This window comes from Leifsonia aquatica H1aii, from assembly GCF_000633535.1.
Lineage (GTDB): Bacteria > Actinomycetota > Actinomycetes > Actinomycetales > Microbacteriaceae > Leifsonia > Leifsonia aquatica_A.
The window spans coordinates 22,592-45,513 of sequence record NZ_AYMR01000027.1 but is presented as its reverse complement, the minus strand read 5'-3'; the positions used below and the strand labels follow the sequence as shown (position 1 = coordinate 45,513).

Sequence of the window (22,922 nt, the reverse complement as noted above, 5' to 3'; positions counted from 1 at the left end):
CGTCGGGCACGCGAGCATCCCCAGAAGAGACGGGAAGGTCGGTCGGGTTAAGTGACTCTTCCTCACCTCTTATGGAATGAGAATACCTCGCTTTTTACGGATGGTCTTGCCCCCTAACGGGGCGCACCGCCGAACGCGTTCGCGCCGGTCAGCGGTCACGGCCCGCGGCCATCGCCGCCCGCGCACGGCGCAGGAACCAGCGCAGCACGCACGCCGCGTAGACGATGCCGCCCGCCAGGCCCCCACCGAGCAGAGCGAGAAGCGCCCCGGGGAGCAGGGAGCCGACCAGCAGCCCCGCGGCAGCGGCCGGGAGCATGGCGACGGTCGGCACGACACAGGCACGGAGCAGCCCGACGAGCGAGACATCCGCCCGGCGCAGCGCGATGAAGTACGCAGGCAGCACGAAGACCAGCGAGACACCGAGGTGCACCCAGCCGGCCCCCACGATCCCCCACGACGTGGTCGCGACGATCAGCGCGGGGATCAGGGCGACGAACCAGACGAGCTGGGTCCACAGCACGGCGCGCGAGGCGCCACAGGCGAGCAGGAACGACGCGAACAGGTCGAACAGCGCGCGCAGAGCCCCGAACAGCCCGAGCGCCGCCAGCACGCTCGCCGACGGGAGCCACTTCTCCCCGTAGACGACCACGATGAGCGGCGCGGCGAGCACGGCAAGGAAGCCGCCCGCCGGGAGCGCGATCGCCCAGGTCAACGCGGCCGTCGCGGGGAGCACTCCCCCGCCCTCCGTCCGCGAGAACAGCGGCAGCGCGATCGAGCGCACGATCTGCCCGATGGCACTCATCGGCCAGTTCGAGATGTTGAACGCGAGCACGTAGAAGCCGAGCGCGGTCGCACCGACGACGTGGGCGATGACGACGTTGTCGATGTTGAGCAGCGACCAGGAGAGCACATTGGCACCCGCGACCGGGATGCCGAAGGCGAGCACGGCCCGGGCGACCGAGCGATCGAAGCCGTAGCGCGGACGCTCGCGCGCGAACACGAACTGCAGCACCAGGGTGACGGTCTGGGCCACCACCCGGCCGACGGCGAGCGCCATCACCCCCCAGCCCAGCGCGAGCAGTCCGAGGGTGATGCCGGTGCCGACGACGAAATCGATCAGGGCGATGACGAAGAGCTGACGCTGAGCGAAGCGGCGCTGCAGCGCCGCGTACGGGACGACTCCCGCGCTGCCGAGCACGAGGGTGACCGCCAGGACGGCGATGGCTCCGGACGCGGCGGGACTGCCCATCAGGTCCGCCACCGGTTGCGCCGTGGCGATCATCACGATGGTCAGCGCGCCGCCGACCGTGAGCCCGAGCGAGGCGACGGTCGGGGCGAGACGCCGGTGGTCGGGCGAGCGGATCAGGTCGGCGCTCAGCCCGAGGTCGGCGAGGGTCATCAGCACCGACTGGACCGTGAGCGCCACCGCGTAGACGCCGAATTGCTCCGGCGCCAGGATACGGGCGAGCACGATGCCCGTCGCGAGGCTGCCGACCCGGAGGACCAGGTTGCTGACCGTGCTCCAGGCGAGCCCGCCGCCGACCGCACGGCCGAGCGAACGCTTCGGCGGAACGGGCGGCGCGGTCGACGACCGCGACGACTGGGGCGCCGGTGTGGGAGCGGGAGCCGGAGCGGTCATACGCCGTATCGCCTCCAGCGACGCCAACGCAGGGCGCCGCTCAGGCCGGTGACCCGGGCCTCGATCGCGCGCCGGAGCGTCCCCGCCGGCCGGTGGCGCCGCGATGACGTCTCGCGCCAGAGTCTCGTGCCGGTGATCCCCGGCCAGGTCTCGAGGGCGAACGCCGCGAAGTCGTCGGCGAGCTCGGGCGCGAGTCCGCCCTCCCCGTTGCGGGCGACGCGCTCGAGGCGCACGGCCTCCCGCGCCAGCGTGCGGTGGGCCGCGTCGCACCGCTCCCGCGCACGCGGCAACTCGGCGCCCGGACCCGCGAAGAACGCGGTGAACGTGTCGCGGCGCGCGCGGATCTCGGTCAGCAGCCCTCGATAGTCGGTGAGGTGCATGTTGGTGTCGTGCACGCGGTAGTAGCCCTGGTACGGACCGGCGACCCGACCGACGTCGGAGATCGCGGCGGCACGCATCCACAGCTCCATGTCCGCGGTCTGCGGCAGGTCGGGGTCGTAGCCCACCAGCCGGTCCATCACATCGCGGCGCAGGATCGCCTCCGGGTTGACGATGAGGTTCGTGCCGCGGTCGCAGATGCGCTGCAGCCACCGGTCGCCCGCCCACACCTGCTCGCGGGCACGGGAGCGCAGCTGCGCCGGAGGGGCATCGCTGAAGTCGGGCGCATACCCGTAGACGAGGCCCACGCTCGGATGCCGGCGCATGAGCCCGGTGGAGCGGGCGAGCGACCCGGGAGCCAGCAGGTCGTCGGCGCTGAGCAGCACCACGTACTCGCCGGTCGCCTCGGCGAGCCCGTCGTTGTAGGTGCGGATGTGCCCGCGGTTCTGCTCGTGCTCGATCACGCGCACCCGGGGATCCCGGGCGGCCAGCGCCCGGGCGACGGCGACGCTGCCGTCCGGCGAGGCGTCGTCGACGATGATGACGTCCACGTCCACGCCCGGCTGCTCGAGGGCGCTGCGCACGGCCGCCGGGAGGTAGTGGCCGTAGTTGTAGCACGGGATGACGACGGTCACCCGTGCGAGCGAGCCGCTCATGCCCGTCCCTCCGGGCGCGAGACGCGCAGCGAGCGCGCGGGCACGCCCACCCAGGTCTCGCCGTCCGGGACGTCGGCGAGCACGGCTGCGCCCATCCCGATCACCGCCCCGGCTCCGACCGTGAGCCCTTGCCGCACCGCGGCGTTCATCCCGAGATAGGCGGCCTCCCCCACGTGCACGGAGCCGGCGAGCGAGACCCCGGAGGTCAGGGTGGCGAAGTCGTCGAGGCGCACATCGTGCGTGAGGGTGGAGTTCGGCATCACGACGACGTGGCGCCCGATCGTCACGGCGGCGGTGAGCACCACGCCCGCGAGCAGGATGCTGCCCGCGCCGACCGTGCAGTCGTCGGGGATCCGCACCGAGTCATCGACCAGGGTCGCGTACCGTCCGGCATCGACGCCCAGCGCGTCGAGCCGCGCGACCACCGATCGCCGGCCCGCACCGGAGCCGACGCACACCAGGAGATCGGCGTCGTACTCGGCCGCGTGGGCCATGCCGCCGAGCACCTCGACGCCGGCGACGCGCGTGCCGCGCAGGGCCGGGTCGTCGTCGAGCACCCCGATGATGCGGTGCCCGGCCTGGGCGGCCGCGGCGGCCTCCCGCGCCAGTCCGCTCGCGCCGAGCAACAGCAGGTCTTTCACGGTGCTCCCCCCGTTCGAAGTCCGTCTCCACCGCGGGCGAGACCCCCGCGGACGCGTAACTGATTCATCCTCACTACGCATACTTGAGAATAACTCACTAGCTTGCCTCACGTCGCCCCCTCTCCAGGGGCCGCATCGCCGGAGCACTCGCCGAGACGGCGAATTCTTCGCCGCCTCGGCGTTTTCGCGTGCACTTTTCGCCGCCTCGGCGAAGCGGAAGGAGGGCGGGCGCGGGTCAGGCGAGGGAGGCGATGGGGAGGGCGGCGCGGAGCGCGTCGGCGACACGGTCCTGCTCGGCCTCGGTCAGCTGATGGAACAGCGGCAGGATGAGCGTGCCATCGGTGAGCCGCTCGGTGACGGCGAGCGACGCCGCACCGGTGTCGCGATCACGGTAGGCCGGCTGCCGGTGCGACGCCATGATTCCGCGCCGGGCCGAGACGCCCGCCTCGGCGAGGGAGGCCAGCACGCCTTCACGGTCCGGCACCTCCACCCAGTACGACTGGAAGTTGCCGGTGCCGTACTCGGGGTCGGTCACCGGCCGCACGCCCGGAAGGCCGGTCAGCAGCTCCGCGTACCGGGCGGCCAGCTCTCGGCGACGCTCCACGATGGCCGGGAGCTTGCCCAGCTGCACGATGCCGATGGCGGCCTGCAGGTCGGTCATGCGGAAGTTGTAGCCGACCTCGGTGTACTGCTCGGCGGGCGCCAGGAGGCTGGCCTGCCGGTCGGCGGCGGAGATGCTCATCGCGTGCTCGCGCAGGTGGCGGGCGCGATCGGCCCACTCCGCGTTCGCGGTCGTCAGCATCCCGCCCTCGCCCGTCGTGAGCAGCTTGCGCGGGTGGAACGACCAGGCGGCGACGTCGGCCGTCGCTCCGACCGGGCGGCCGCGGTACGTCGAGCCGGCGCCGCACGCGGCATCCTCGACCACGACGATGCCCCGCGGGTCGACCAGCGCGCGGATGGGAGCGAGGTCGGCGGGCACTCCTCCCTGGTCGACGACGATCACCGCGCGGGTGCGGTCGGTGAGCGCGGCGGCGAGGGTCTCGGCCGTGACGTTGCCGGTGCGCTCGTCCACGTCCGCGAAGACGGGCCGCGCTCCGACGTAGACCACCGCGTTGGCCGTGGCGATGAAGGAGAAGGACGGGACGACCACGTCGTCGCCCGGCCCGACTCCCGCCACGACCAGCGCGAGGTGCAAGGCCGTCGTGCAGCTGGAGGCCGCGACGGCGTGCGGGGCCTGCATGGCCTCCGCGAACTCCTGCTCGAAGCGCGCGACGCGCGGCCCCTGGGCCACCCAGCCGGACTCGATGACCTCCGTGACCGCGGCGATCTCCTCGGCGCCGAGCCAGGGCTTCATGACGTTGATGCGTTCCATCACGCCACCAGCTCCCGGCCGGCCGCGATCTCGTCGCGGAGCGGGCGCCACCAGTCGACGAGGTCGCGCAGCCCCTGTTCCAGCGGCACCTCGGCGGTGAAGCCGAGGTCGCGGGCGGCGGCGGTCGTGTCGGCCAGGCGCCGGGTCACGCCGTTGACGGCGCGCTCGGGGCCGTGCTCGACGGGGAGGTCGGAGTCCATCGCGGCGAGCAGCGCCTCCGCGAGCCCGAGCAGGCTGGTCTCCACGCCGGAGGCGACGTTGTAGACGCCCTCGCGGACGTCGCTCGCCGCCGCGAGGATGTTCGCGCGCGCCACGTCGGAGGCGACCACGAAGTCCATCGTCTGCAGCCCGTCGCCGAAGATCAGCGGCGGCGTGCCGTCGGCGATCCGCTCCATCCAGCGCACCAGGACCTCGGTGTACAGGCCGTGCACGTCCATCCGCGGTCCGTAGACGTTGAAGTAGCGCAGGGCGACGTAGTCGAGACCGTTCATCGCACGGAAGCTGCGGAGCATCCCCTCGTTGAACGACTTCGCGGCGCCGTAGAAGGTGTCGTTGTTGTGATGGTGGTGGCGCTCCCCGGTCGGGAACTCCTCCGCCAGGCCGTAGACGGACGCGCTGGACGCGGTGATGAGCTTGTCGACGCGCTCGGCGACGGCGGCCTCGTAGACGTTGAACGAGCCGTCGACGAGCACCTCCAGCGCCAGACGCGGCTCCTCCGCGCACTGCGTGATGCGGATGGCGGCCTCGTGGAACACGATGTCCTTGCCGCGCGTCACGTCGTGCACCAGGTCGCGGTCGCGCAGATCGCCCTCGACCAGAGTGACGCGGCCCGAGGCCAGGGCGCCCTCCAGGTTGGCGACGCGACCGCGGACCAGGTTGTCCAGGACGTCGATGTGGGAGGCTCCGGCGTCGAGCAGCTGGTCGACGATGGTGGAGCCGATGGTCCCGGCGCCACCTGTGACGAGCACGTTCGCTCCCTGCAGGGCGGTCATCGCGCGCCTCCCGCCAGCTCGAGCTCGGTCGCGAGGTCGATGGGGTCGTCGACGGGCGTGACGGCTCCGCCTCCGGCGAGGCTCCGCGTCGCGGCCTCGAGCACCGAGAGCACGCGGAGTCCGGCGCGACCGTCGGTGCGTGGCGCACGGGCCTCGCGGATGCTGTCCGCGAACTCCTGCGCCATCGCCCCGAGCGCTTCGCGTTCGGGGAGCGCCGGCGACCAGGTGTCGCCGAGGCGGTAGGAGACGGTCGCGTCGCGACGCTCGGCTCCGTCGATCGCCTGCAGGTCGAGGTCGACGCCGCGGTCGTAGACGCTGAGCCGCTGCTGCGGGTTGAGGTCGTCCCAGACCAGGGTCCGCTTGGTGCCGCCGACGATCATCTGACGGATCTTGGTCGGGCTGAGCCAGTTGACGTGCACGTGGGCGATCGCGCCGCCGGCGAGCGGCATCATCAGATAGCCGACGCACGACTTGCCCGCGCCGAGCGGGTCCGCCCCGTGGGCCGAGACCGTGCTGGGCCGCAGGCCGCCCGGGAGGATGAAGTCGATGATGGAGAGGTCGTGGGGCGCGAGGTCCCAGAACACGTCGACGTCCGGCTGCACGAGACCGAGGTTGATGCGGGTGGAGTCGACGTACAGGATCTCGCCGAGCGTCCCCTCCTGGATCAGCTCGCGCATCTTGAGCACGGCGGGCGTGTAGCAGTAGGTGTGGTCGGCCATGAGCACGAGACCGCGTTCACGGGCGGCGGCGACCATGGCCTGTCCGCGCTCGCCGGTGTCGGCGAGCGGCTTCTCGACCATCACGTGCTTGTCGGCCGCGAGGGCGGCGCGGGCGATGTCGTGGTGGGTACGGGCCGGGGTCGCGATGGCGACCGCGTCGATACCCGGATCGGCGAGCACCGTCGCGAGGTCGGTGTCGATACGGTCGAGCCCGACCTGGTCGGCGACGCGGCGGGCGCGCGAGGCGTCCAGATCGCAGATCGTGACGAGCTCCCAGTCCGGGCTGCCGCGGAAGTTCCGGGCGAGGTTCGGGCCCCAGTACCCGGCGCCGATGACGGCGATGCGCAGTCGTGTTGTCATGTCGTGCCCCCAGCACCTTTCTGTCTGCTCCGGCCGCTTCGGGTACGGCCGGATGCGGGATCCGTCGTCAGGACGACGGGGTGAAGCGGATGTCGACCCAGTAGTTGTGGGCGACCACCTGATCCGGGAAGCCGGTCGAGTACGAGTACGCGCCGCCGTTCGCCGGGATCGTCAGCGCCCCGCTCGTGACCGTCGACGCGAGCCCGCCGACGGTCACGGCGTAGGTGGACGCCGTGGTGTGATACGAGGCGCGGTACTCGACACCGGCCTGGATGGTGACCGGGGTCGCGAACGTCACCTCCTGCCAGCCGCTCGCGGTCTCCGCCGTGTAGGCGGCGGTCGCGAGCACCTGACCCGTCGCGCTCCACAGCGTGGCCGTGTGCGTTCCGGTGTCCCCTGCACCCTTGTAGAAGCGGATGCCGGAGATCGTCCCGGCCGTCGACGAGCTGAAGCGCACGCCGAGCTGGACGGGGCTGCCGTCCGGCCACGTGGTCGAGGCCGGCACCGAGGCGTCGGAGAAGAGGGTCGTCGAGGCCGGCGTCGTCGTGCCGCCCGTGCCGGTGCCGCTCCCTGTGCCCGATCCGCTCCCGGTGGACCCGCCCGTCGTGCCGGTGGACCCGCCGGTGGTGCCGGTCGAGCCGCCGGAGCCGCTCGTGCCGCCGGAGGCCGGGGCGAACACCACGTCGACGAAGTAGTTCGTGGCGTTGTAGGTGTAGGTCGGGAAGCCTCCCGCCGAGCCGTAGAAGTACCGGCCGTTCGCGGTGGTGCCCGCTGTCAGCGGACCCGCCGTCTTCGCCGTGGCGAAGTCGTTGGTGGTATACGAGTAGTTGCCCTTGGGCGCGAGGTAGGAGACGACGTAGGTGGTCCCGGCCGTGAGCGCCAGCGGGGTGCTCAGCTGCGCCGTCTGCCAGCCGCTCGCCGTCTCGCCGGTGAAGGTGACGGTGGCGAGGCGGTTGCCGCTCGCGTCCCAGATCGACCCGGTATGCGTACCGGTGTTCGTCGCCCCCTTGTAGAAGCGGATGGCCGTCACGGTCCCCGCCTGCGAGCTGGAGAACGACATCCCGAGCTCCACGGCGGAGGAGTCGTCGGTCGCCGCGGCGGTCGCCGGGGTGCTGCTGCCGAAGAACGAGTAGGTCGTAGGCTGGGCCGCGGATGCGGTGGCGAAGGACCAGTTCTGGGTGGGCAGGGTCGCCCCGTCTGTCGAGACGACACCGGAGACGCTCACCGCGATCGTCGCTCCGGCGGGGAGCGCGGCGGACGGCGTGAAGGTGAGGGTCTTCGCGTCGGCCGACAGGCTCGTCGCGCCCGCGATGGCGGTGGATCCGCTGGTCACGCTGTAGCCGGCGGTGTTCGTGATCGGCGCCGTGAACGTGATCGAGATCGGGGTGTTCGTCGCCACCTCCGTCGCGCCGCCGGCCGGCGTCTGCGAGCTCACCGCGATCGACGGTGCCTGCTTGTTGAACACGACGTCGACCAGGTAGTTCGAGGTGGAACTGCTCGCCGGGAACCCGGTGGGGTAGGTGTATGCACCGGCGTTCGTCCCCGCGCTGAGCGGGCTGCGCGAGATGCCGGAGCCGCTGAAGTCGCCCGGTGTCACCGAGTAGGTGCCGGTCGGCGAGCTGTAGGCGGCGACGTAGGTCGTGCCGGCGGAGATGGCGACCGGGCTCGAGAACGTCACGGTCTGCCAGCCGGAGGTCGACTCGCCGCTGAAGGTCGCGCTCGCCAGCAGCCCTCCGGTCGCCGTGTAGAGGAAGCCGGTGTGCGTGCCGGTGTTGCCCGCGCTCTTGTAGAACTTGACGCCGGAGATGGTGCCGGCGACGGAGCTCTGGAACTTCACGCCGAGGGTCACCGGGCTGTCGGAGAACTGCAGGATGCTCGGCGTCGTCGAGTCGGTGAACAGACCGCACGGGCAGGTCCCGGGCGCCGGGTCCGGCTTGACGGTGGTGAAGCTCCAGGTCCCTCCGCTGGAGAGGGTCGTCCCTCCGGTGTCCTTCGCGGTGAGGGTCACGGAGTACTGCACGAAGCCGTTCAGCGCTGCGGACGGCGTGAAGGTCGCGGTGCGCGTCGCCGAGGCGTACGACACCGTACCGGCGACGGGGTTGCCGAGCTGGTCCTTGACCGTGAAGGCGATCGTGGAGGCGGTGACCGGCTTCGAGAAGACAGCGCCGATGGTGGACGCCGTGGGAACGCTGGAGGAGCCCGGCAGCGGGAACTGACCCGACGCCGTCAGCGGGGAGCTGTCGGTGGTGGTGAAGATCGCGTCCACCCAGTAGTTGGCGGAGTCATAGCTCGACGTCGGGAACTGGCCGGGCGCGGTCGAGTAGACACCCGCGCCGGCGGCCCCGAATCCTCCCGCGACGGTCAGCGGACCTGCCGTGATCCCCCGGTAGTAGAAGGACTCGTTCGTGGCCGAATAATGGCTGCTCGGCGCGGTGTACGACACCACGTACTTGGTGCCGGAGGCGACGGCGACGGCCGGGCTGAAGTTCGCCGTCTGCCATCCGCTCGCCGTCTCGTTCTGGAAGCTGACGGTCGCCAGCCGGTTGCCGTTCGCGTCCCACAGCGAGCCGGTGTGGGTGCCCGTGTTCGTGCTCGCCTTGTAGAAGCGCACGCCGGAGATGAAGCCGTCCTGGTTCGGGGTGAACTGCAGACCGGCCTCGATCGGGGTCGCGTCGCCCGCGTCCGCGGTCGCCGGCGCCGCCGTCCCGAAGACCGTGTACGGCCCGGTGACGGTCACAGAGCGGCTGGTCGGCGTCGCGGCGTAGTTGCCGCTGTCGTCCATCGCCCGGACCATGATGGGCTGCGACCCGGATCCCTGCTGGATGTACGTGTAGGTCCAACTCGTCGTGCCGGTGGCCGCGTGGTAGCTCGTGCCGCCGTCGGTCGAGACCTCGACGCCCGCGACGACCCCGCCCACGTCGCTGGCCGTCCCGGTGACCGTGACGCTCGCGCCGTTGGCGATGGAGGCCCCGGCGGCCGGGGTCGAGACGGTCACGGTCGGCGGGGTGGTGTCGGTCGACTTGGTCGCGGCGACGAGGCCGCTCATCAGGGTGCCCGGCTGGGCGCTCATGTCGGCCAGGAGGTTGACCTGCGCCTGCTGCATCCGCACATCCGCGGGGGCGCCGTCGCCGTCGTGCTCTTGGTCCAGGCCCCACGACCACTGGATCGTTCCGGCCGAGAAGACGAGCGCGCCGCTGGCCGCACGGTAGAGGGTGACGTGGTGCGTCGTCGTTCCGGGCACCACGGTGTTGCCGTAGTCGAGCAGGTATTGGGGCACCGCGCCCGTGGTCGTCGACAGTTGGACGAGTCCGGACGGCCGGAAGCCGTTGTCGACGTCCTCGTCGGATTCGTAGCCGATGGTGTGCGGGGCGAGCGCGGTCGTCGCGCCGGCCGCCATGCCGGACAGCCCGGTGTTGCGCCAGAGCCGGGTCTTTCCCTGAGCCGCGGTGACGGTGATCGCGAGGTCGCTGAAGTTGGACATGTACTGCGTGCCGGTCAGCGCGTTCTCGGGAATCCCCGCCCCGTTGGCCTGGGAGGCGAACCGCGGGTCCCTCCAGGTGCCGGTCCACTCCGGCGTCGGGTCGATCTTGGCGTCGGCCCAGGTCTCCTTGTACGACACCAGCGTCCGATAGGCGGTGGGGGTGCCGGCGACGGAGTTCTCGTACCGGGTGTGCCAGTACATCTCGTTGCCGGAGAGGAACTGCAGGTTGACGCCCGCATCGCGCGCCGCGAGGACGTTGGCGCGCTGGTTCGCGGACCAGTACTCGTCGTGGCCGACGGAGAGGAAGACCTTGTGGTTCTTCAGCAGCGAGCCGTAGCGGTCCGTGTCGACCCCGGCCATGTACGCGACGTTGTAGCCGTTCTTCTCGAGGAACCGGACCTCCGGATACTCGTTGGCGAAGTAGAAGTCGCGTCCGCTGTTGTCGCCGCGGGTGACCACCGGGCGGTTGTAGCTGATCTTGTAGGCGCGCCCGTTCGCGGCGCCCTGGTAGAAGTCGGACCCGCCGTAGGTGTTGTAGGCCTGCCAGGTGGGGTCGGAGGTCTGGAAGAGCACCGGCGCCGTCGAGGCGTCGTTGCGCACGATGAAGGTGATCTGGCTCTTGCCCCCGGTGTCGCTGCGGGTCAGCAGGGCGATGTACACACCCGAGACCACATCCGTCGGTACCGTCCAGGAGGCCGACTGGGCCCAGTTCCCGCAGTCGTAGAGCTCCGTCGTCGCGTCGGTGACGCACTGGGGCTGGGTCTGCGGGAGCGTCGCCGACGGTGTGACATCGGCGATCTTGCGGGCGCCGAGCCCCTGGTAATACCCGGTGCGGAAGATCTGGATGCTGTACGCGCGGGCGTTCGTGTCGATCTTGAAGCCGATGGTGCCGCCCACGTTCACGCTGATGTCGGTGGAGAAGCCCTGGATACTGGGGTCGCCCGCACCGCTGATGTCCCAGACCGAGGGGTCGGTGCCGGCGAGGGCGTTCTCGCAGACGATGGGGTTCGCTGCGGTGCCGCAGCCGTTCGCGGCCCGGGCGGCTTGCCCGGCGGCGATCGCGATCCAGGCCACGAGCACGACCACCATCGCTGCCGCCGCGACGCTGAGCGGCGAGGGACGCCGTCCCGAGCGCGTGTCGCGCAACCACATAGACTGAGCTTTACTCACATGTGAGAGATTGTCACATTTTCGCCGGGACTGCGCACCCCCCAACGGGGGACGATCGGGAACATCCCGACGCGGTACGATGACAGCATAACTGACTAATCCTCGACTCTTGGATGGTCGGTCGGTCTCTGAAAGCCAGGCACGGAAGGGGAACCGTGGACATCCGCACGGTGAGCGGGGCGGTCATCGTCCCGGCGCACGACGAGGAGGCGGTGATCGCACGCACCCTCGAGAAGCTGCGGCCGGTGGCCGCGAGCGGCACGGTGGACGTGCTCGTCGTGTGCAACGGCTGCTCCGACTCCACCGCCGACATCGCCCGGCGCTATCCCGGCGTCACCGTGCTCGAGATCGAGACCGCATCGAAGGTTGCGGCGATGAACGTCGGCGACCGCGCGACCGGACGCTGGCCGCGGCTCTACCTCGACGCGGACATCCAGATCGAGCCGGAGGCCGTCGCCGCCGTACTCCACGAGCTCTCGATCGACGGCGGACCGCTGGCCGCCCGGCCCGCGTCCGTGGAGGACGTGCACGACGCGACCTTCCCCGTCCGCGCCTACTATCGCGCCCGCGCGCGCATCCCCGAGACCGGCGTGCGCCTCTGGGGCGCCGGCGGCTACGCCCTCTCCGAGGCCGGGCACGCCCGTTTCGAGCGCTTCCCGGACATCGTGAACGACGACTCCTGGATCCACCAGCTGTTCGCCGACGAGGAGAAGGCCGTGCTCGACACCCCGCCCATGCTCGTCCGCGTCCCCCGCACGACGAAGGCGCTGCTGGCCGTGATCACGCGCCACCGTCGCGGCCAGCTCGACCTGGGCGTCTCCCTGAGCGAGCAGTCCGCCCAGCGCGCCCAGGCCATCCTGCACAGCGCCAAAGGGCCTCGGTCGGCCGTCGACGCCTTCTGCTACGCCGCGCTCACCCAGATCTCACGTGTGCGGTCGCGCCGCACCGACGCCACCCAGTGGTCGCGCGACCCCAGCACGCGCACTCCCGCCCCCACCCGCTGACCGCCCCGTCCCGACCCCCGCTGGCCACGCGAGCAATTCCGGAGATCTCGTCTCGATCCCCGGGATTCACCGTTGCGACGGCGAACTGAGCGGCGTGTCGCCCGAGAACTCCGGATCCACCCGAGCGGCGGTGCGGGTAGCCGAGGGAGGAGGCGGAGGGGACAGGAGGAGGCGGAGGGGAGGGGGAGGCGACCGACGTCAGGCGACGCGGCGGCCGCCCACAACGACCAGCTCGCGAGCGGGCGCGATCACCAGCGCCTCCGGGACGTTCTGCGCGTCCACCAGCACCACGTCCGCCGGCGCGCCCGCCACGAGGTCGTGCACCGGGCGCCCGACGAAGCCCGCCGCATCGCTCGTCGCGACCCGGACGATGTCGGTCAGCTCCTCGTCGCGTCGCGCGCCCGACAGCTGGGCCAGCCGGGTCGCCAGGCGCAGCATGTCGCCGTCGCCGTAGGGCCCCCAGAGGTCCCGGATGCCATCGGTGCCGAGCCCCACGGGCACTCCTGCGGCCCGCAGGTCGGCGAGCGGCAGCCGTGATGCGTTGATGGGCGCGACGGTCGTGATCGAGACCCCCGCCTCCCGCAACTCCTCGACCAGTGCCCGCTGCCGGGCCGGCGGGAGATCGCCGATCGCGAAGCCGTGGGCCACGTTCACTCGGCCGGCGAGGCCGAGCGCACGCGTCCGCTCCAGGATGAGGTCGTACTCGAACGCGCCCAGCTCGCCACCCTCGTGCAAGTGGATGTCGAGGCCGACACCACGGCGGTCGGCGATCTCGAAGAGCGCGTCCAGCTGACCCACCGGGTCGCGGTCGATCAGCGCCGGGTCGAGGCCGCCCACGTGGTCCGCACCTTCGGCGGCCGCGCGGTCGAGCAGCTCCAGCACGCCGGGCCGGCGCAGCACGCCGTCCTGGGGGAAGGCGACGATCTCCAGCGCGACCGGCACGCCCAGGGCGGCGACGGCGTCCCGCACGACGGAGATGCCGCGGAGCCCGACCCCGAGGTCGACGTCGACGTGCGACCGGAACGCGGTGGTGCCCTGCGCGACCAGCGCGCGCACCAGCTGCAGCGTGCTGTCCGGGCTCGGGATGCCGAGCTCGTCGCGGTGCGCGCGCTCGTGCGCGATGCGACCCTGCGTGGTGGCCTCGCCGCCGTACGGCACCCACTCGCGGCCCCACCAGCTCTTGTCGAGGTGTGCGTGGGCGTTGACCAGCCCGGGCAGGGCCAGCAGCCCGCGGCCGTCGATCGTCTCTCCCTCGTCGGGCGCCGGGCGCGCCGGATCGTGCGGCTCGACCGCCGCGATCGTCCCGTTCTCGATGAGGAGGTCGGAGGCGGCGCCTCCCCACGGCCGGATGTTCGTCAGCAGTACGACGCCGTTCTCCGCGCCGCTCATCGGTCAGCGAACCGATCGGTCGCCTCGATCAGCGCGTCGAGGATGCCCGGCTCGTCGAAGGCGTGCCCGGCATCCGGGATCATGCGCAGCTCGGCCTCCGGCCACGCCCGGTGCAGGTCCCACGCCGTCATCGGCGGCGTGCAGGCGTCGTAGCGCCCTTGCACGATCACCCCCGGGATGCCGGCGAGCGTGGGGGCGTCGCGGATCAACTGGCCGTCCTCGAACCAGCCGCCGTGGGTGAAGTAGTGGTTCTCGATCCGCGCGAACGCGACGGCGTACGCCTGCTCGGTGAAGGTCTCGACCAGCTCCGGCCGCGGAAGCAGCGTGATCGTCGAGGACTCCCAGCGCGACCACGCGATGGCCGCCGGGCCGTGCACGGCGGGATCCGGGTCGGCGAGGAGTCTGCTGTACGCACGGATGAGGTGTCCACGCTCCTCCACCGGCACCGGCTCCAGGAACCCCTCCCACAGGTCCGGGAAGAGAGCGGCGGCACCGCCCTCGTAGAACCAGTCGAGCTCGGCGGCACGCAGCGTGAAGATGCCCCGCAGCACCAGCTCGGTCACGCGATCGGGATGCGTCTGCGCATAGGCGAGGGCGAGCGTGCTCCCCCAGGAGCCGCCGAAGACCTGCCAGGCATCGATGCCCAGGTGCTCGCGCAGTCGTTCCAGGTCGGCCACCAGATGCCAGGTCGTGTTCACCGACAGATCGGCGTGGGGCTCGCTGGCGTGCGGGAGGCTCTTCCCGCATCCGCGCTGGTCGACCAGGACGATGCGGTACTTCGCCGGATCGAAGAGACGCCGGTGGGTCGGTGTCGTGCCGCCGCCCGGGCCGCCGTGGAGGAACACCGCCGGCTTGCCCTCCGGGTTGCCGCTGGCTTCCCAGTAGAGCTGCTGGCCGTCTCCGACGTCCAGCATTCCGGTCTCGTACGGCTCGATCTCGGGGTACAGACTGCGCATGCATTCGAGGCTACCGGTCGCTCACCGCGCCGCCCGGTCGCGGGCGCCGTGTGGCGGAGGCGGGCGTGCGACCGACGGGCCGCTCCTCGCCGGGCTTATCGCCGGGATCCGCCCCTCTCGAGCGGCGGAGTGCGGGCTAGGCTCGCACCATGAGCACCTCCCCCGTCACCGTCACCCTCACCGGAGCCGGCGGCCAGATCGGCTACGCCCTGCTGTTCCGCATCGCCTCCGGGCAGCTGCTCGGGCCCGATGTGCCGGTGCGACTGCGTCTGCTCGAGATCCCGGCCGGACGCCCGGCCGCCGAGGGCACGGCGCTGGAAGTGCAGGACGGCGCGTTCCCGCTGCTGCGGTCCATCGACGTGACCGAAGACGCGAACGCGGCCTTCGACGGTGCCAACGTCGCGCTGCTGGTCGGCGCCCGCCCGCGGGGCGCGGGGATGGAGCGGGCCGACCTGCTGGAGGCCAACGGGGCCATCTTCGGCCCGCAGGGCGCCGCTATCAACGCCGGCGCGGCGGACGACATCCGGGTGCTCGTTGTGGGCAACCCGGCGAACACCAATGCCCTCATCGCGAGCGCGCATGCGCCCGATGTACCGGTCGAGCGCTTCACGGCGATGACGCGTCTGGACCACAACCGCGCCGTCGCCCAGCTCGCCGCGAAGCTGGAGGTCCCGGTCTCCGCCATCGAGCGCGTCATCATCTGGGGCAACCATTCCGCGAGCCAGTACCCGGATCTCAGCCACGCGACCGTCGACGGCCGTCCCGCCACCGAGCTGGTGGACGAGCGCTGGCTGGCCGACGAGTTCATCCCGCGGGTCGCGAAGCGCGGCGCCGAGATCATCCAGGTGCGCGGTTCCTCGAGCGCGGCCTCGGCGGCGAGCGCCGCCATCGACCACGTGCACGACTGGATGAACGGCACCGGGGACCGCTGGACCTCCGCCGCCCTCGTCTCGGACGGCAGCTACGGCGTCCCGGCCGGCCTGATCTCCTCGTTCCCGGTCCAGGCGGTCGACGGCGCGTGGCGCATCGTCGACGGTCTCTCGATCGACGCGTTCTCTCGTACCCGGATCGATGCGTCCGTCGCCGAGCTCGTCGAGGAGCGGGACGCGGTGCGGTCGCTGGGCCTGCTCTAGCCTGCCGCGTCCGCGCCGACCGCGTCCGCGCCCTGCCTTCCATCGCCGACCGCCCGCGCGGCACGGCGGGGCGACGGTTGCGGCTCGGAGGCCGCCGGCACCCCGCGGTCGTCGGTGACGACCGCGGCTCGTCTGCGGCGCGCCCGCCGGATCATGAGGACGACGAGCCCGAGCAGGAGCATCGCGGCGATCCCCACCCCGATCGCCGTCGGGATCCAGCGCACGAAGAACGGTTCCGGCACGAAGGCCACGGTGAAGCCGACCGTCGCTCTGCTCTCGTACCCCCAGGCGGTCTGGGTCGCGATCGCGGTGGTTCGCCCGTCGCCCATCTCCACGATGGACTCGCAGGACCAGCCGCCGGAGCCCACCCGTGTGGCGCAGAGGACCGTGTCGTCCGTGTCGCGGACGACGACGTTGGCACCCGGCTCCCCGGTGCCGGCGAAGCGGGGCGTTTTCGACGTCACCCGGTCGGCGCTGCCGGGCGTCGTGATGGCGACCGCCCGGTACGGCGAGCGTGCGGATGGCGCCGTGCCGGACGCTGCCGTGGCGGAGGAGATGAGGATCCCGACCGCGACCACGGCCGACACGAGGCGGCCTGCCCAGCGCGTGCGCGTCCTCATCTCACGCCGCCGGGGCGAGGTCGGGCGTCGATTCGACGATGCGCTTGGTCTTGTCCCACCCCGTGCGCCCGCGGATCATCCGGTAGAGCGCGCCCCAGGCGCAGATGAAGGAGAGGTAGTTCATCACGACGAACGCATGGCCCATCGCGATCGCCCAGCCGAGACTGATCCGCTGATCGCGTCGCAGATAGACGATCGTCGTGAAGATGGCCGGTGCGAACGTGATCAGGTACCAGAGCATCAACGCCAGAAGCAGCATGACCGAGCTGTTGACGAACGAGAACATGTCGGGGGCCCGGACGATCGTCAGGAACAGGGTCCAGTGGAACAGGATCGACCACGGCAGGTCGAACAGCCACGGAACGGCGAGGTAGGCGGACACCTCCAGCGCCTTCGCATTGTTCAGCGACGGATTGCGCCAGACGCCGACGATGCGCGACCCCGCGGTCATGTGCCCCTGGTACCACCGGCGGCGCTGGACGATCAAGCGCCGGAGCGACTCGACGCCCTGCTGGTCCACCGAGGCGAACGGGGTCGTCTCGAGCGTCCAGCCCTTCGTCAAGAGGGAGAGCGCCAGGTCCAGGTCCTCGGTCAGTGACGCGGACCAGGGCATGCCGTCGAGCTGTTCCAGGGCCGACATCCTGGTGAACTGGCCGTTGCCGCCCAGGCTCACCGTCCCGGTCTTGCGCCGACCGAACTGGGTGATCGCCGACATCGCCCAGAACTGGAAGTCCTGGAACCGGGTCAGGAAGTTCTTCTCCCGGTTCCGGATCCGGACGGCCAGCTGCGCACCACCGACCTTCGGGTTCTCGAACAGCGGCAGGACGTGCGAGAGCGCACCGTCGGAGAGCCGGCCGTCCGCGTCCATGACGCAGATGAGCACGCGCTCCGGGTCCTGCCCACGTTCCTTCACGAGGCGGCGGACGAGCGCGTAGGCGTCGTTCAGCGCCTCGCCCTTGCCCGTGCGGGCGTTGGGAAGGTGGCGGGAGAGGACGATGACGTTCGCGCCGCCCTCACGCGCGGCGATCTCGGCGGTCGCGTCTTCGGACGCGTCGTCGATGACGATCGTCGTCGAGCGGTCGTTGCCGGCCAGGGCCTTCGCCGTCGGGCCGATCACCGCCTCCTCGTTGAGGCACGGCACCAGGAAGTAGATGTCGAACGAGTCCGGGGAGTCGAGGTAGGGGTCCTCGTACCGGGTGGCGCCTTGAACGCCGAGCCACGCCTTCGCCTTCTTGATCTCGTGGAGGCCGGCTCCCATCGCGCCGAGGAAGTACACCAGCGACAGGCTGATGACCACCGCGGAGACGGTGCTCGTGATCGCGATCGCGAGCTCCATCAGCGCACGGCCTTCCGGCTCCCTCGGACCACGAGGACGAAGAGCAGGGCGAGGCATCCTGTCAGGCCGGCCATCATCAGGAAGCTGCCGCCGATGCTGTGCGCCCAGTCGAAGGCGTCGTGCCCGTAGTGGGAGAGCAGGAAGGCGAGCCCGGCGATCCTGACCTGGTTGAGCAGGACGAGTCCGAGCGCCGAGATTCCCACCGCGAGGAAGATCCTCGACAGGCGGAAGCGCTGCACGAGGGTCAGCGCAGCGCCGAGGAAGACGATCGCGGCGACGTAGAACCCGATCGAGCACTCCGGGGTGATGATGAGCGCGTACCAGTGGCCTCCGGTCTCGAAGGCGACGGAGGGATTGCCCCGGGTACGCGCGGGCACGGCGTCTCCGGCGAAGAGCAGCGGGAGCAGCCAGGTGGACACGATCACCTCGATGCCGCGCGACGCGCGCTCGATGGCGATGAGGGACCCGCCGAGTCCGGCGAGCAGCAGCGCGATGAGGATCCGGATGTATCGGCCCTGCTTGTCGTGCTTGTCCTGCGCGGCGCCTCGGGCGATGTCGCGTCTCGTGGGTGCAGCGGTCGTCATGATGTCGATCTCCTCGGGTCAGATCTCCGGGTGGGCGGTGCGTGACGTCGTCCGGGCAGGGCGTCTCGGTACCACCATCAAGACTGAGGGCGCCCTCCTATCAGGGCCGCAGAGATCGACCCGATTGCGGTGACGAGCGCGCGACATCTCCGTATCCGGTCGCCTCCGTTCCGGTGATCGCTCGCGCGCTGGCCGCATCGCGGCCGCCCGCACGCGACGAAGCTGCGATCGGGCACCGGGCAGCACAGAGGCGGGAGACCCGCTCCTGCCGGGTCTCCCGCCTCCTGGTTCCTCGGGCCGCGAACGGCCCGGCGGCTCAGCGCTTCTTCTGGCTCTTCTCCTGCTGCGGCAGCGTGCCCGCAGCACGGCGCTCGGCGAAGTAGGCGCGGGCCTCGGCCTGCCGCTCGCCCTCCGCGCCGGTGGCGATCTTCGCCCGCACCAGCTCCGGTCCGTAGCCGAACGCATCGACGAGGTCGACGGCGTGGGGACGGATGCGGGCGAGCAGGCGGTCGATGTAGGCCGTGACGGCCTGGGCGCGCTGCGGGGACAGCCGGCCGTTGATCAGGTACCAGGCCAGGTGCTTCTCGATCAGCCCGAACCCGAAGAGGTCGCGCAGCCAGGTGAGCACCTGCTTGGTGCCGGCGTCGGGCGCCTGCTCCAGGGCCTCGGTGAACGCCTCCCACTGCAGCAGCTCGCCGTGCGCCCTGGCGGCCTCGATGAGCTCGTTCTGCTGGGAGTTGAACAGCTCCGCTGCGGCCTTCTTGCTCAGCTTGGACACGGGGCGGAGGCGTCCGGCGATCTCGCCGATCATCGTCTCGACACGATCGGTGAGCAGTTCGCGCTGAGTCGCCGGCTCCTGGAGCCAGTTGACCGAGCGCGCCGTCGAGCCGAAGTCGCGCACGGTCTGGGCCACCGAACGCAGGCCGCTGCCGTGGTAGGCGCGATCGGCGGCGTGCGTCACGACGTAGCGGGCGAGCGCTCCGGCGTCCGCCTTGGCGAACTTCCGGCTGTAGTCGGTCAGCAGGCGCTTCGCGACCAGCTGCAGCAGCACGTTGTTGTCGCCCTCGAAGGTGACCCAGATGTCGAGGTCCTGCCGGAGGGAGGTGATCCGGTTCTCGGTGAGGAAGCCCGAGCCGCCGCACGCCTCCCGTGCCTCCTGCAGGGTGTCGAGCGCGTGCCAGGTGCTGAGCGGCTTGAGCGCCGCGGCGATCGTCTCGAGGTCCTGCCGGTCGTCGTCCGTCGTGGCGCGGCCGCTGAACACGTCGTCGAACTTGTGCAGGAACACCTCGTGCGCGAAACTCGCCGCGTACGTGGTGGCGAGCAACGGGAGCAGCCGGCGCTGATGGCGCTGGTAGTCGAGCAGCACCTCCTCGTCCGCGTCGCTGCCCGCGGTGAACTGGCGGCGCTCGTTCGCGTACGTGAGCGCGATCTTCAGTCCGAGCTTCGCCGCGATCGTCGCGGAGCCGTCGAGCGACACCCGGCCCTGCACGAGGGTCCCGAGCATGGTGAAGAAGCGGCGGCCGGGGCTCTGGATCGGCGAGGTGTACGTGCCGTCCTCGGCGACGTCGCCGTACCGGTTGAGCAGATCGGTGCGCGGGATCCGCACGCCGGTGAAGTGCAGGCGGCCGTTGTCGATGCCGTTGAGCCCGCCCTTCTGACCGTCGTCCTCGCCTCCCACGCCGTCCAGGAAAGCGCCGTCGGCGTCCCTGATCGGCACATAGAAGGCGTGCACTCCGTGGTTGACGTTCCGCGTGATCAACTGCGCGAACACCACGGCGGCGGTCGCGTCCACCGCGGCGTTGCCGAGGTAGTCCTTCCAGGCGCCGCGGAACGGGGTGTCCAGGACGAACTCCTGCGTCTCCGGGTCGTAGGTGGCCGTGGTCGCGATGCTGGCGACGTCGGAGCCGTGGCCCGTCTCGGTCATGGCGAAGGCGCCGGGCACGGCGAGCGACATGATCCCGGGCAGGTACTTCTCGTGGTGCGGTGCGGTGCCGAGGTGCAGCACGGCCGCGCCGAACAGTCCCCATTGGACACCGGACTTGATCTGCAGCGACGGGTCGGCGGTCACCAGCTCCTCGAACGCAGCGATGTTGCCGCCGTGGTCGTCGAGGCCGCCGACGGATGTCGGGAAGGCGCGGTGCACCTGCCCGTTCTCGACCAGCAGGCCCAGCTGCCCGAAGACGCGCTTGCGGTGGTCGGCGACCGAGAGCCCCTCCACCTTCTGCATGTCGGGACGGGCGGACAGCTCGCGCGAGGCCAGACGCGCCTCGGCCCAGTCGCCGAGCAGCTGACGGCCCAGCGCCTCGACGTCGACGCGCGGAGCAGCGCCCGCGGCGGGCGCGGGCGCTGAGACGGTGGCGGGAGTGGCGGTCGGGACGCGCTCGGCAGTGTCAACCATGAGTTCCTCTTCGATTCTCTCGGGGTCGATGCCACCGTACGTCCGTGCCCGGGGAAGTGGAAACGGTCGGTCGGCCGCCTACAAAAGGGAGCGGCGCCTCCCGCCGCCCGGCTGTGGGATCCTCCAAATCCGATGCCCCGCGATTGGAGGATCCGCGACCACTCGGACGCTAGCGGATGCTCACCGAGTTGGCGAGGTCGTTCATCGAGCCGACGCTGGACGCGTTCGTCGCGTACCCGTAGCTGGACCCGTTGTACGACGCCCCCGACCACAGCTTGGTGGTGCAGGACGAGAAGCTCTGGAACGAGCTGACGCGGCCGGACCAGCCCACGGAGCTGAGCGGCCCGAACTGGTAGACGGTGCTCCCGTTGCACGCGGCGGAGTTCGTGATCTGGAAGTACGCGCCGCCGTAGCCGGCATCGTCGTACAGCCGCGACTGCACGTACGTCGCTTGCGCTGCCGCGGGCCGGGCCGCGCGCGAGGCGGTGGCCCCGCCGTCCGCGCTCGGCGCCTCGGCGGGGACCGGGGCGCCCGCGCCGTCCTCGGCGACGGCGAGGTGCTGCTCCGCGAGGACCGCGGCGTTCAGATCCTGACCGGCGTCCACGCAGACGAGCGAGGCCGTGCCGATGTCGTACGAGCACGAGCGCGCCGGTTCGGTGGAGGCGTTCGCGACGCCGGCCATCGCCAACGGGGCCGCCGCGAGCGCGACGGCGGCGAGGCCGGGGAGGAGCAGGCGGCGCGCGCGGGCGCGCGAAAGGGAGTCGGGTCGGGTCATCTCGGGTCCCCCAGGAGGGTGAATGGTGCCGACGGGTTTCGGCACCCGCCCATTCTCCCGACGCCCCACGAGGGCGACAACGGTGCGCGCACTGATCCTGAGAGGATCGGCCCAGGAGGCACATTCCCTAGTCATGAGCGATCTCGCCAACGAGACCGACGCCGAGGGCGCGGTCGCGCCCGACGCGTCGGACGTCGCTCTGCTGCACGACCTCGCCGACGGGAGCAAGAGCGCCTTCTCTGCCCTCTACGACCGGCACAGCCGCATCGTCTACGCCTACACCGCCGCGCGCCTGACGGCCAGGGACGATGTGGAGGAGATCAGCCAGGACGTCTTCGTCACCCTGTGGCGCCGACGCGCGACCCTGGAGATCGTCGGCGAGTCGGCACTCCCCTGGCTGCTGGTGACCTGCCGCAACCTCATCCTGAACAAGCGGCGGTCCAATCAGGCCGCCGCGCGTCGCCGCACGGACACGCCTGTCGACGACACCGTGCCCGACACCGCACCGGGTCCGGACGAGGCGACCGAACGCGCGCAGCTGCTGGCGCTGGTCGAGGCCGCCGCCGCACGCCTCCCCGAACCCGATCGGACCATCTTCGAGCTGTGTATCCGGGGGGATGCCAGCTACGAGGACGCCGCGCTCGCCGCCGGCATCAGCACCGGAGCGGTGCGCAACCGGCTCAGCCGCCTGCGCGCCCGCCTCCGGTCCGAACTCCAGACTCTCAGGGGGACCCATGACTGACCGCAGTCTGCTCCCGGACGCCGCCGGCTTCGAGGAGCTGAAGGGCCGCCTCCTCGACACGATCGCCGCAGACGACCGGCGACGCACCCGACGACACCGCTGGGCCGCGATCGGCATCGCCGGCGCCCTCGTCGCCGGGACGACCGCCGGGGCGGTCGCCGTCGCCCGGGCGAGCCAGGGCCAGATCGACTACACGGCCGACTGCTACGCCGCCGCCGACCTCGGCTCCCAGCACGGCACCTCGCTCTACCTGCCCGGCGACCTCGACGAGAAGACGCCGACGCCCCTCGCCGAACGCGTCGCGCTGGCCGAGGACATGTGCGCCGCGAGCTGGCGCACCGGCGCGTTCCTGGGGAAGGTGGTCACCGAGGACCAGCCGGTGCCCGCGCTGGAGACGTGCCAGCTGCCGGACGGCCGCCTGGCCACATTCCCCTCGGAACTCGCGCTTGCCGAGCTCTGCTCACGGCTGGGGCTCGCGGTCCCGCACGAGTGACCCGCGCCGTGGCCGCCCGCCACGGGAGAACGCCGAAGGGCACGGCCCCGCATCGCGTGTCGCGACGGGGAGTCGTGCCCTTCT

General features: G+C 71.3%; 18 protein-coding genes. 4 read left to right on the top strand and 14 right to left on the bottom strand.

Features of this window, described 5'->3' with window-relative positions; genetic code table 11:
* Positions 1-148 precede the first annotated feature (148 nt).
* The 7 genes from U870_RS0119595 to U870_RS0119565 all read right to left on the bottom strand — a co-directional run bounded on the left by U870_RS0119595 (position 149) and on the right by U870_RS0119565 (position 11,327).
* Positions 149-1,639 carry a lipopolysaccharide biosynthesis protein gene (locus tag U870_RS0119595; protein ID WP_025159072.1) on the bottom strand — a complete coding sequence of 497 codons (1,491 nt, stop codon included), beginning with the start codon at positions 1,637-1,639 and terminating at the stop codon, positions 149-151.
* On the bottom strand, positions 1,636-2,673 hold the full coding sequence (locus U870_RS0119590; RefSeq protein WP_025159071.1) for a glycosyltransferase family 2 protein: 1,038 nt from the start codon (positions 2,671-2,673) through the stop codon (positions 1,636-1,638). The genes U870_RS0119595 and U870_RS0119590 overlap by 4 nt, the downstream gene beginning before the upstream one ends.
* Entirely contained in the window at positions 2,670-3,314 is a 645-nt protein-coding gene (locus U870_RS0119585; protein ID WP_025159070.1) for a NeuD/PglB/VioB family sugar acetyltransferase, read from the bottom strand. The genes U870_RS0119590 and U870_RS0119585 overlap by 4 nt, the downstream gene beginning before the upstream one ends.
* Before the next feature lie 235 nt (positions 3,315-3,549).
* The gene (locus U870_RS0119580; RefSeq protein WP_025159069.1) at positions 3,550-4,686 is read right to left on the bottom strand and encodes a DegT/DnrJ/EryC1/StrS family aminotransferase; all 1,137 of its coding nucleotides are present in this window, start codon (positions 4,684-4,686) and stop codon (positions 3,550-3,552) included.
* Positions 4,686-5,678, bottom strand: coding sequence for an NAD-dependent epimerase/dehydratase family protein (locus U870_RS0119575; RefSeq protein WP_025159068.1), 993 nt, complete (start codon positions 5,676-5,678; stop codon positions 4,686-4,688). Before U870_RS0119575 ends, U870_RS0119580 begins: the two co-directional genes overlap by 1 nt.
* A complete protein-coding gene (locus U870_RS0119570) occupies positions 5,675-6,757 on the bottom strand; it encodes a Gfo/Idh/MocA family protein (protein ID WP_025159067.1) in 1,083 nt (360 codons plus the stop codon). Before U870_RS0119570 ends, U870_RS0119575 begins: the two co-directional genes overlap by 4 nt.
* Positions 6,758-6,824: 67 nt before the next feature.
* On the bottom strand, positions 6,825-11,327 hold the full coding sequence (locus tag U870_RS0119565; protein WP_029947895.1) for a DUF4082 domain-containing protein: 4,503 nt from the start codon (positions 11,325-11,327) through the stop codon (positions 6,825-6,827).
* A gap of 236 nt (positions 11,328-11,563) precedes the next feature.
* Here U870_RS0119565 and U870_RS0119560 point away from each other — a divergent pair, with 236 nt between their 5' ends.
* Entirely contained in the window at positions 11,564-12,412 is an 849-nt protein-coding gene (locus tag U870_RS0119560; protein WP_025159065.1) for a glycosyltransferase, read from the top strand.
* A 198-nt stretch (positions 12,413-12,610) separates the two neighbouring features.
* Here the strand turns inward: U870_RS0119560 and U870_RS0119555 are convergent, their stop codons facing one another.
* Positions 12,611-13,801: an amidohydrolase gene (locus tag U870_RS0119555; protein WP_025159064.1), complete on the bottom strand. Its 1,191-nt coding sequence runs from the start codon at positions 13,799-13,801 to the stop codon at positions 12,611-12,613.
* Entirely contained in the window at positions 13,798-14,757 is a 960-nt protein-coding gene (gene pip, locus U870_RS0119550; RefSeq protein WP_025159063.1) for a prolyl aminopeptidase, read from the bottom strand. Before pip ends, U870_RS0119555 begins: the two co-directional genes overlap by 4 nt.
* Before the next feature lie 149 nt (positions 14,758-14,906).
* On the opposite strand from pip, the gene U870_RS0119545 reads away from it, so the two are divergent.
* Positions 14,907-15,890 carry a malate dehydrogenase gene (locus U870_RS0119545; RefSeq protein WP_025159062.1) on the top strand — a complete coding sequence of 328 codons (984 nt, stop codon included), beginning with the start codon at positions 14,907-14,909 and terminating at the stop codon, positions 15,888-15,890.
* Here U870_RS0119545 and U870_RS0119540 read toward each other — a convergent pair.
* The 5 genes from U870_RS0119540 to U870_RS0119520 all read right to left on the bottom strand — a co-directional run bounded on the left by U870_RS0119540 (position 15,887) and on the right by U870_RS0119520 (position 21,603).
* Positions 15,887-16,510: a hypothetical protein gene (locus U870_RS0119540; RefSeq protein ID WP_029947893.1), complete on the bottom strand. Its 624-nt coding sequence runs from the start codon at positions 16,508-16,510 to the stop codon at positions 15,887-15,889. The two genes, U870_RS0119545 and U870_RS0119540, sit on opposite strands and share 4 nt — an antisense overlap.
* 1 nt (position 16,511) lies before the next feature.
* Positions 16,512-17,846: a glycosyltransferase gene (locus tag U870_RS0119535; protein ID WP_025159060.1), complete on the bottom strand. Its 1,335-nt coding sequence runs from the start codon at positions 17,844-17,846 to the stop codon at positions 16,512-16,514.
* Positions 17,846-18,430, bottom strand: a complete 585-nt coding sequence (gene xrtR / locus U870_RS0119530) for an exosortase R (RefSeq protein ID WP_025159059.1) — start codon at positions 18,428-18,430, stop codon at positions 17,846-17,848. Before xrtR ends, U870_RS0119535 begins: the two co-directional genes overlap by 1 nt.
* A 316-nt stretch (positions 18,431-18,746) precedes the next feature.
* Entirely contained in the window at positions 18,747-20,828 is a 2,082-nt protein-coding gene (locus U870_RS0119525) for an acyl-CoA dehydrogenase (RefSeq protein WP_025159058.1), read from the bottom strand.
* Between the two features lie 169 nt (positions 20,829-20,997).
* Complete coding sequence (locus U870_RS0119520) at positions 20,998-21,603, bottom strand: hypothetical protein (protein ID WP_025159057.1); 606 nt, start codon at positions 21,601-21,603, stop codon at positions 20,998-21,000.
* A gap of 133 nt (positions 21,604-21,736) precedes the next feature.
* On the opposite strand from U870_RS0119520, the gene U870_RS0119515 reads away from it, so the two are divergent.
* Positions 21,737-22,345: an RNA polymerase sigma factor gene (locus U870_RS0119515; protein WP_025159056.1), complete on the top strand. Its 609-nt coding sequence runs from the start codon at positions 21,737-21,739 to the stop codon at positions 22,343-22,345.
* Positions 22,338-22,838: a hypothetical protein gene (locus tag U870_RS0119510; RefSeq protein WP_025159055.1), complete on the top strand. Its 501-nt coding sequence runs from the start codon at positions 22,338-22,340 to the stop codon at positions 22,836-22,838. Before U870_RS0119515 ends, U870_RS0119510 begins: the two co-directional genes overlap by 8 nt.
* The last annotated feature ends 84 nt before the right edge of the window (positions 22,839-22,922 follow it).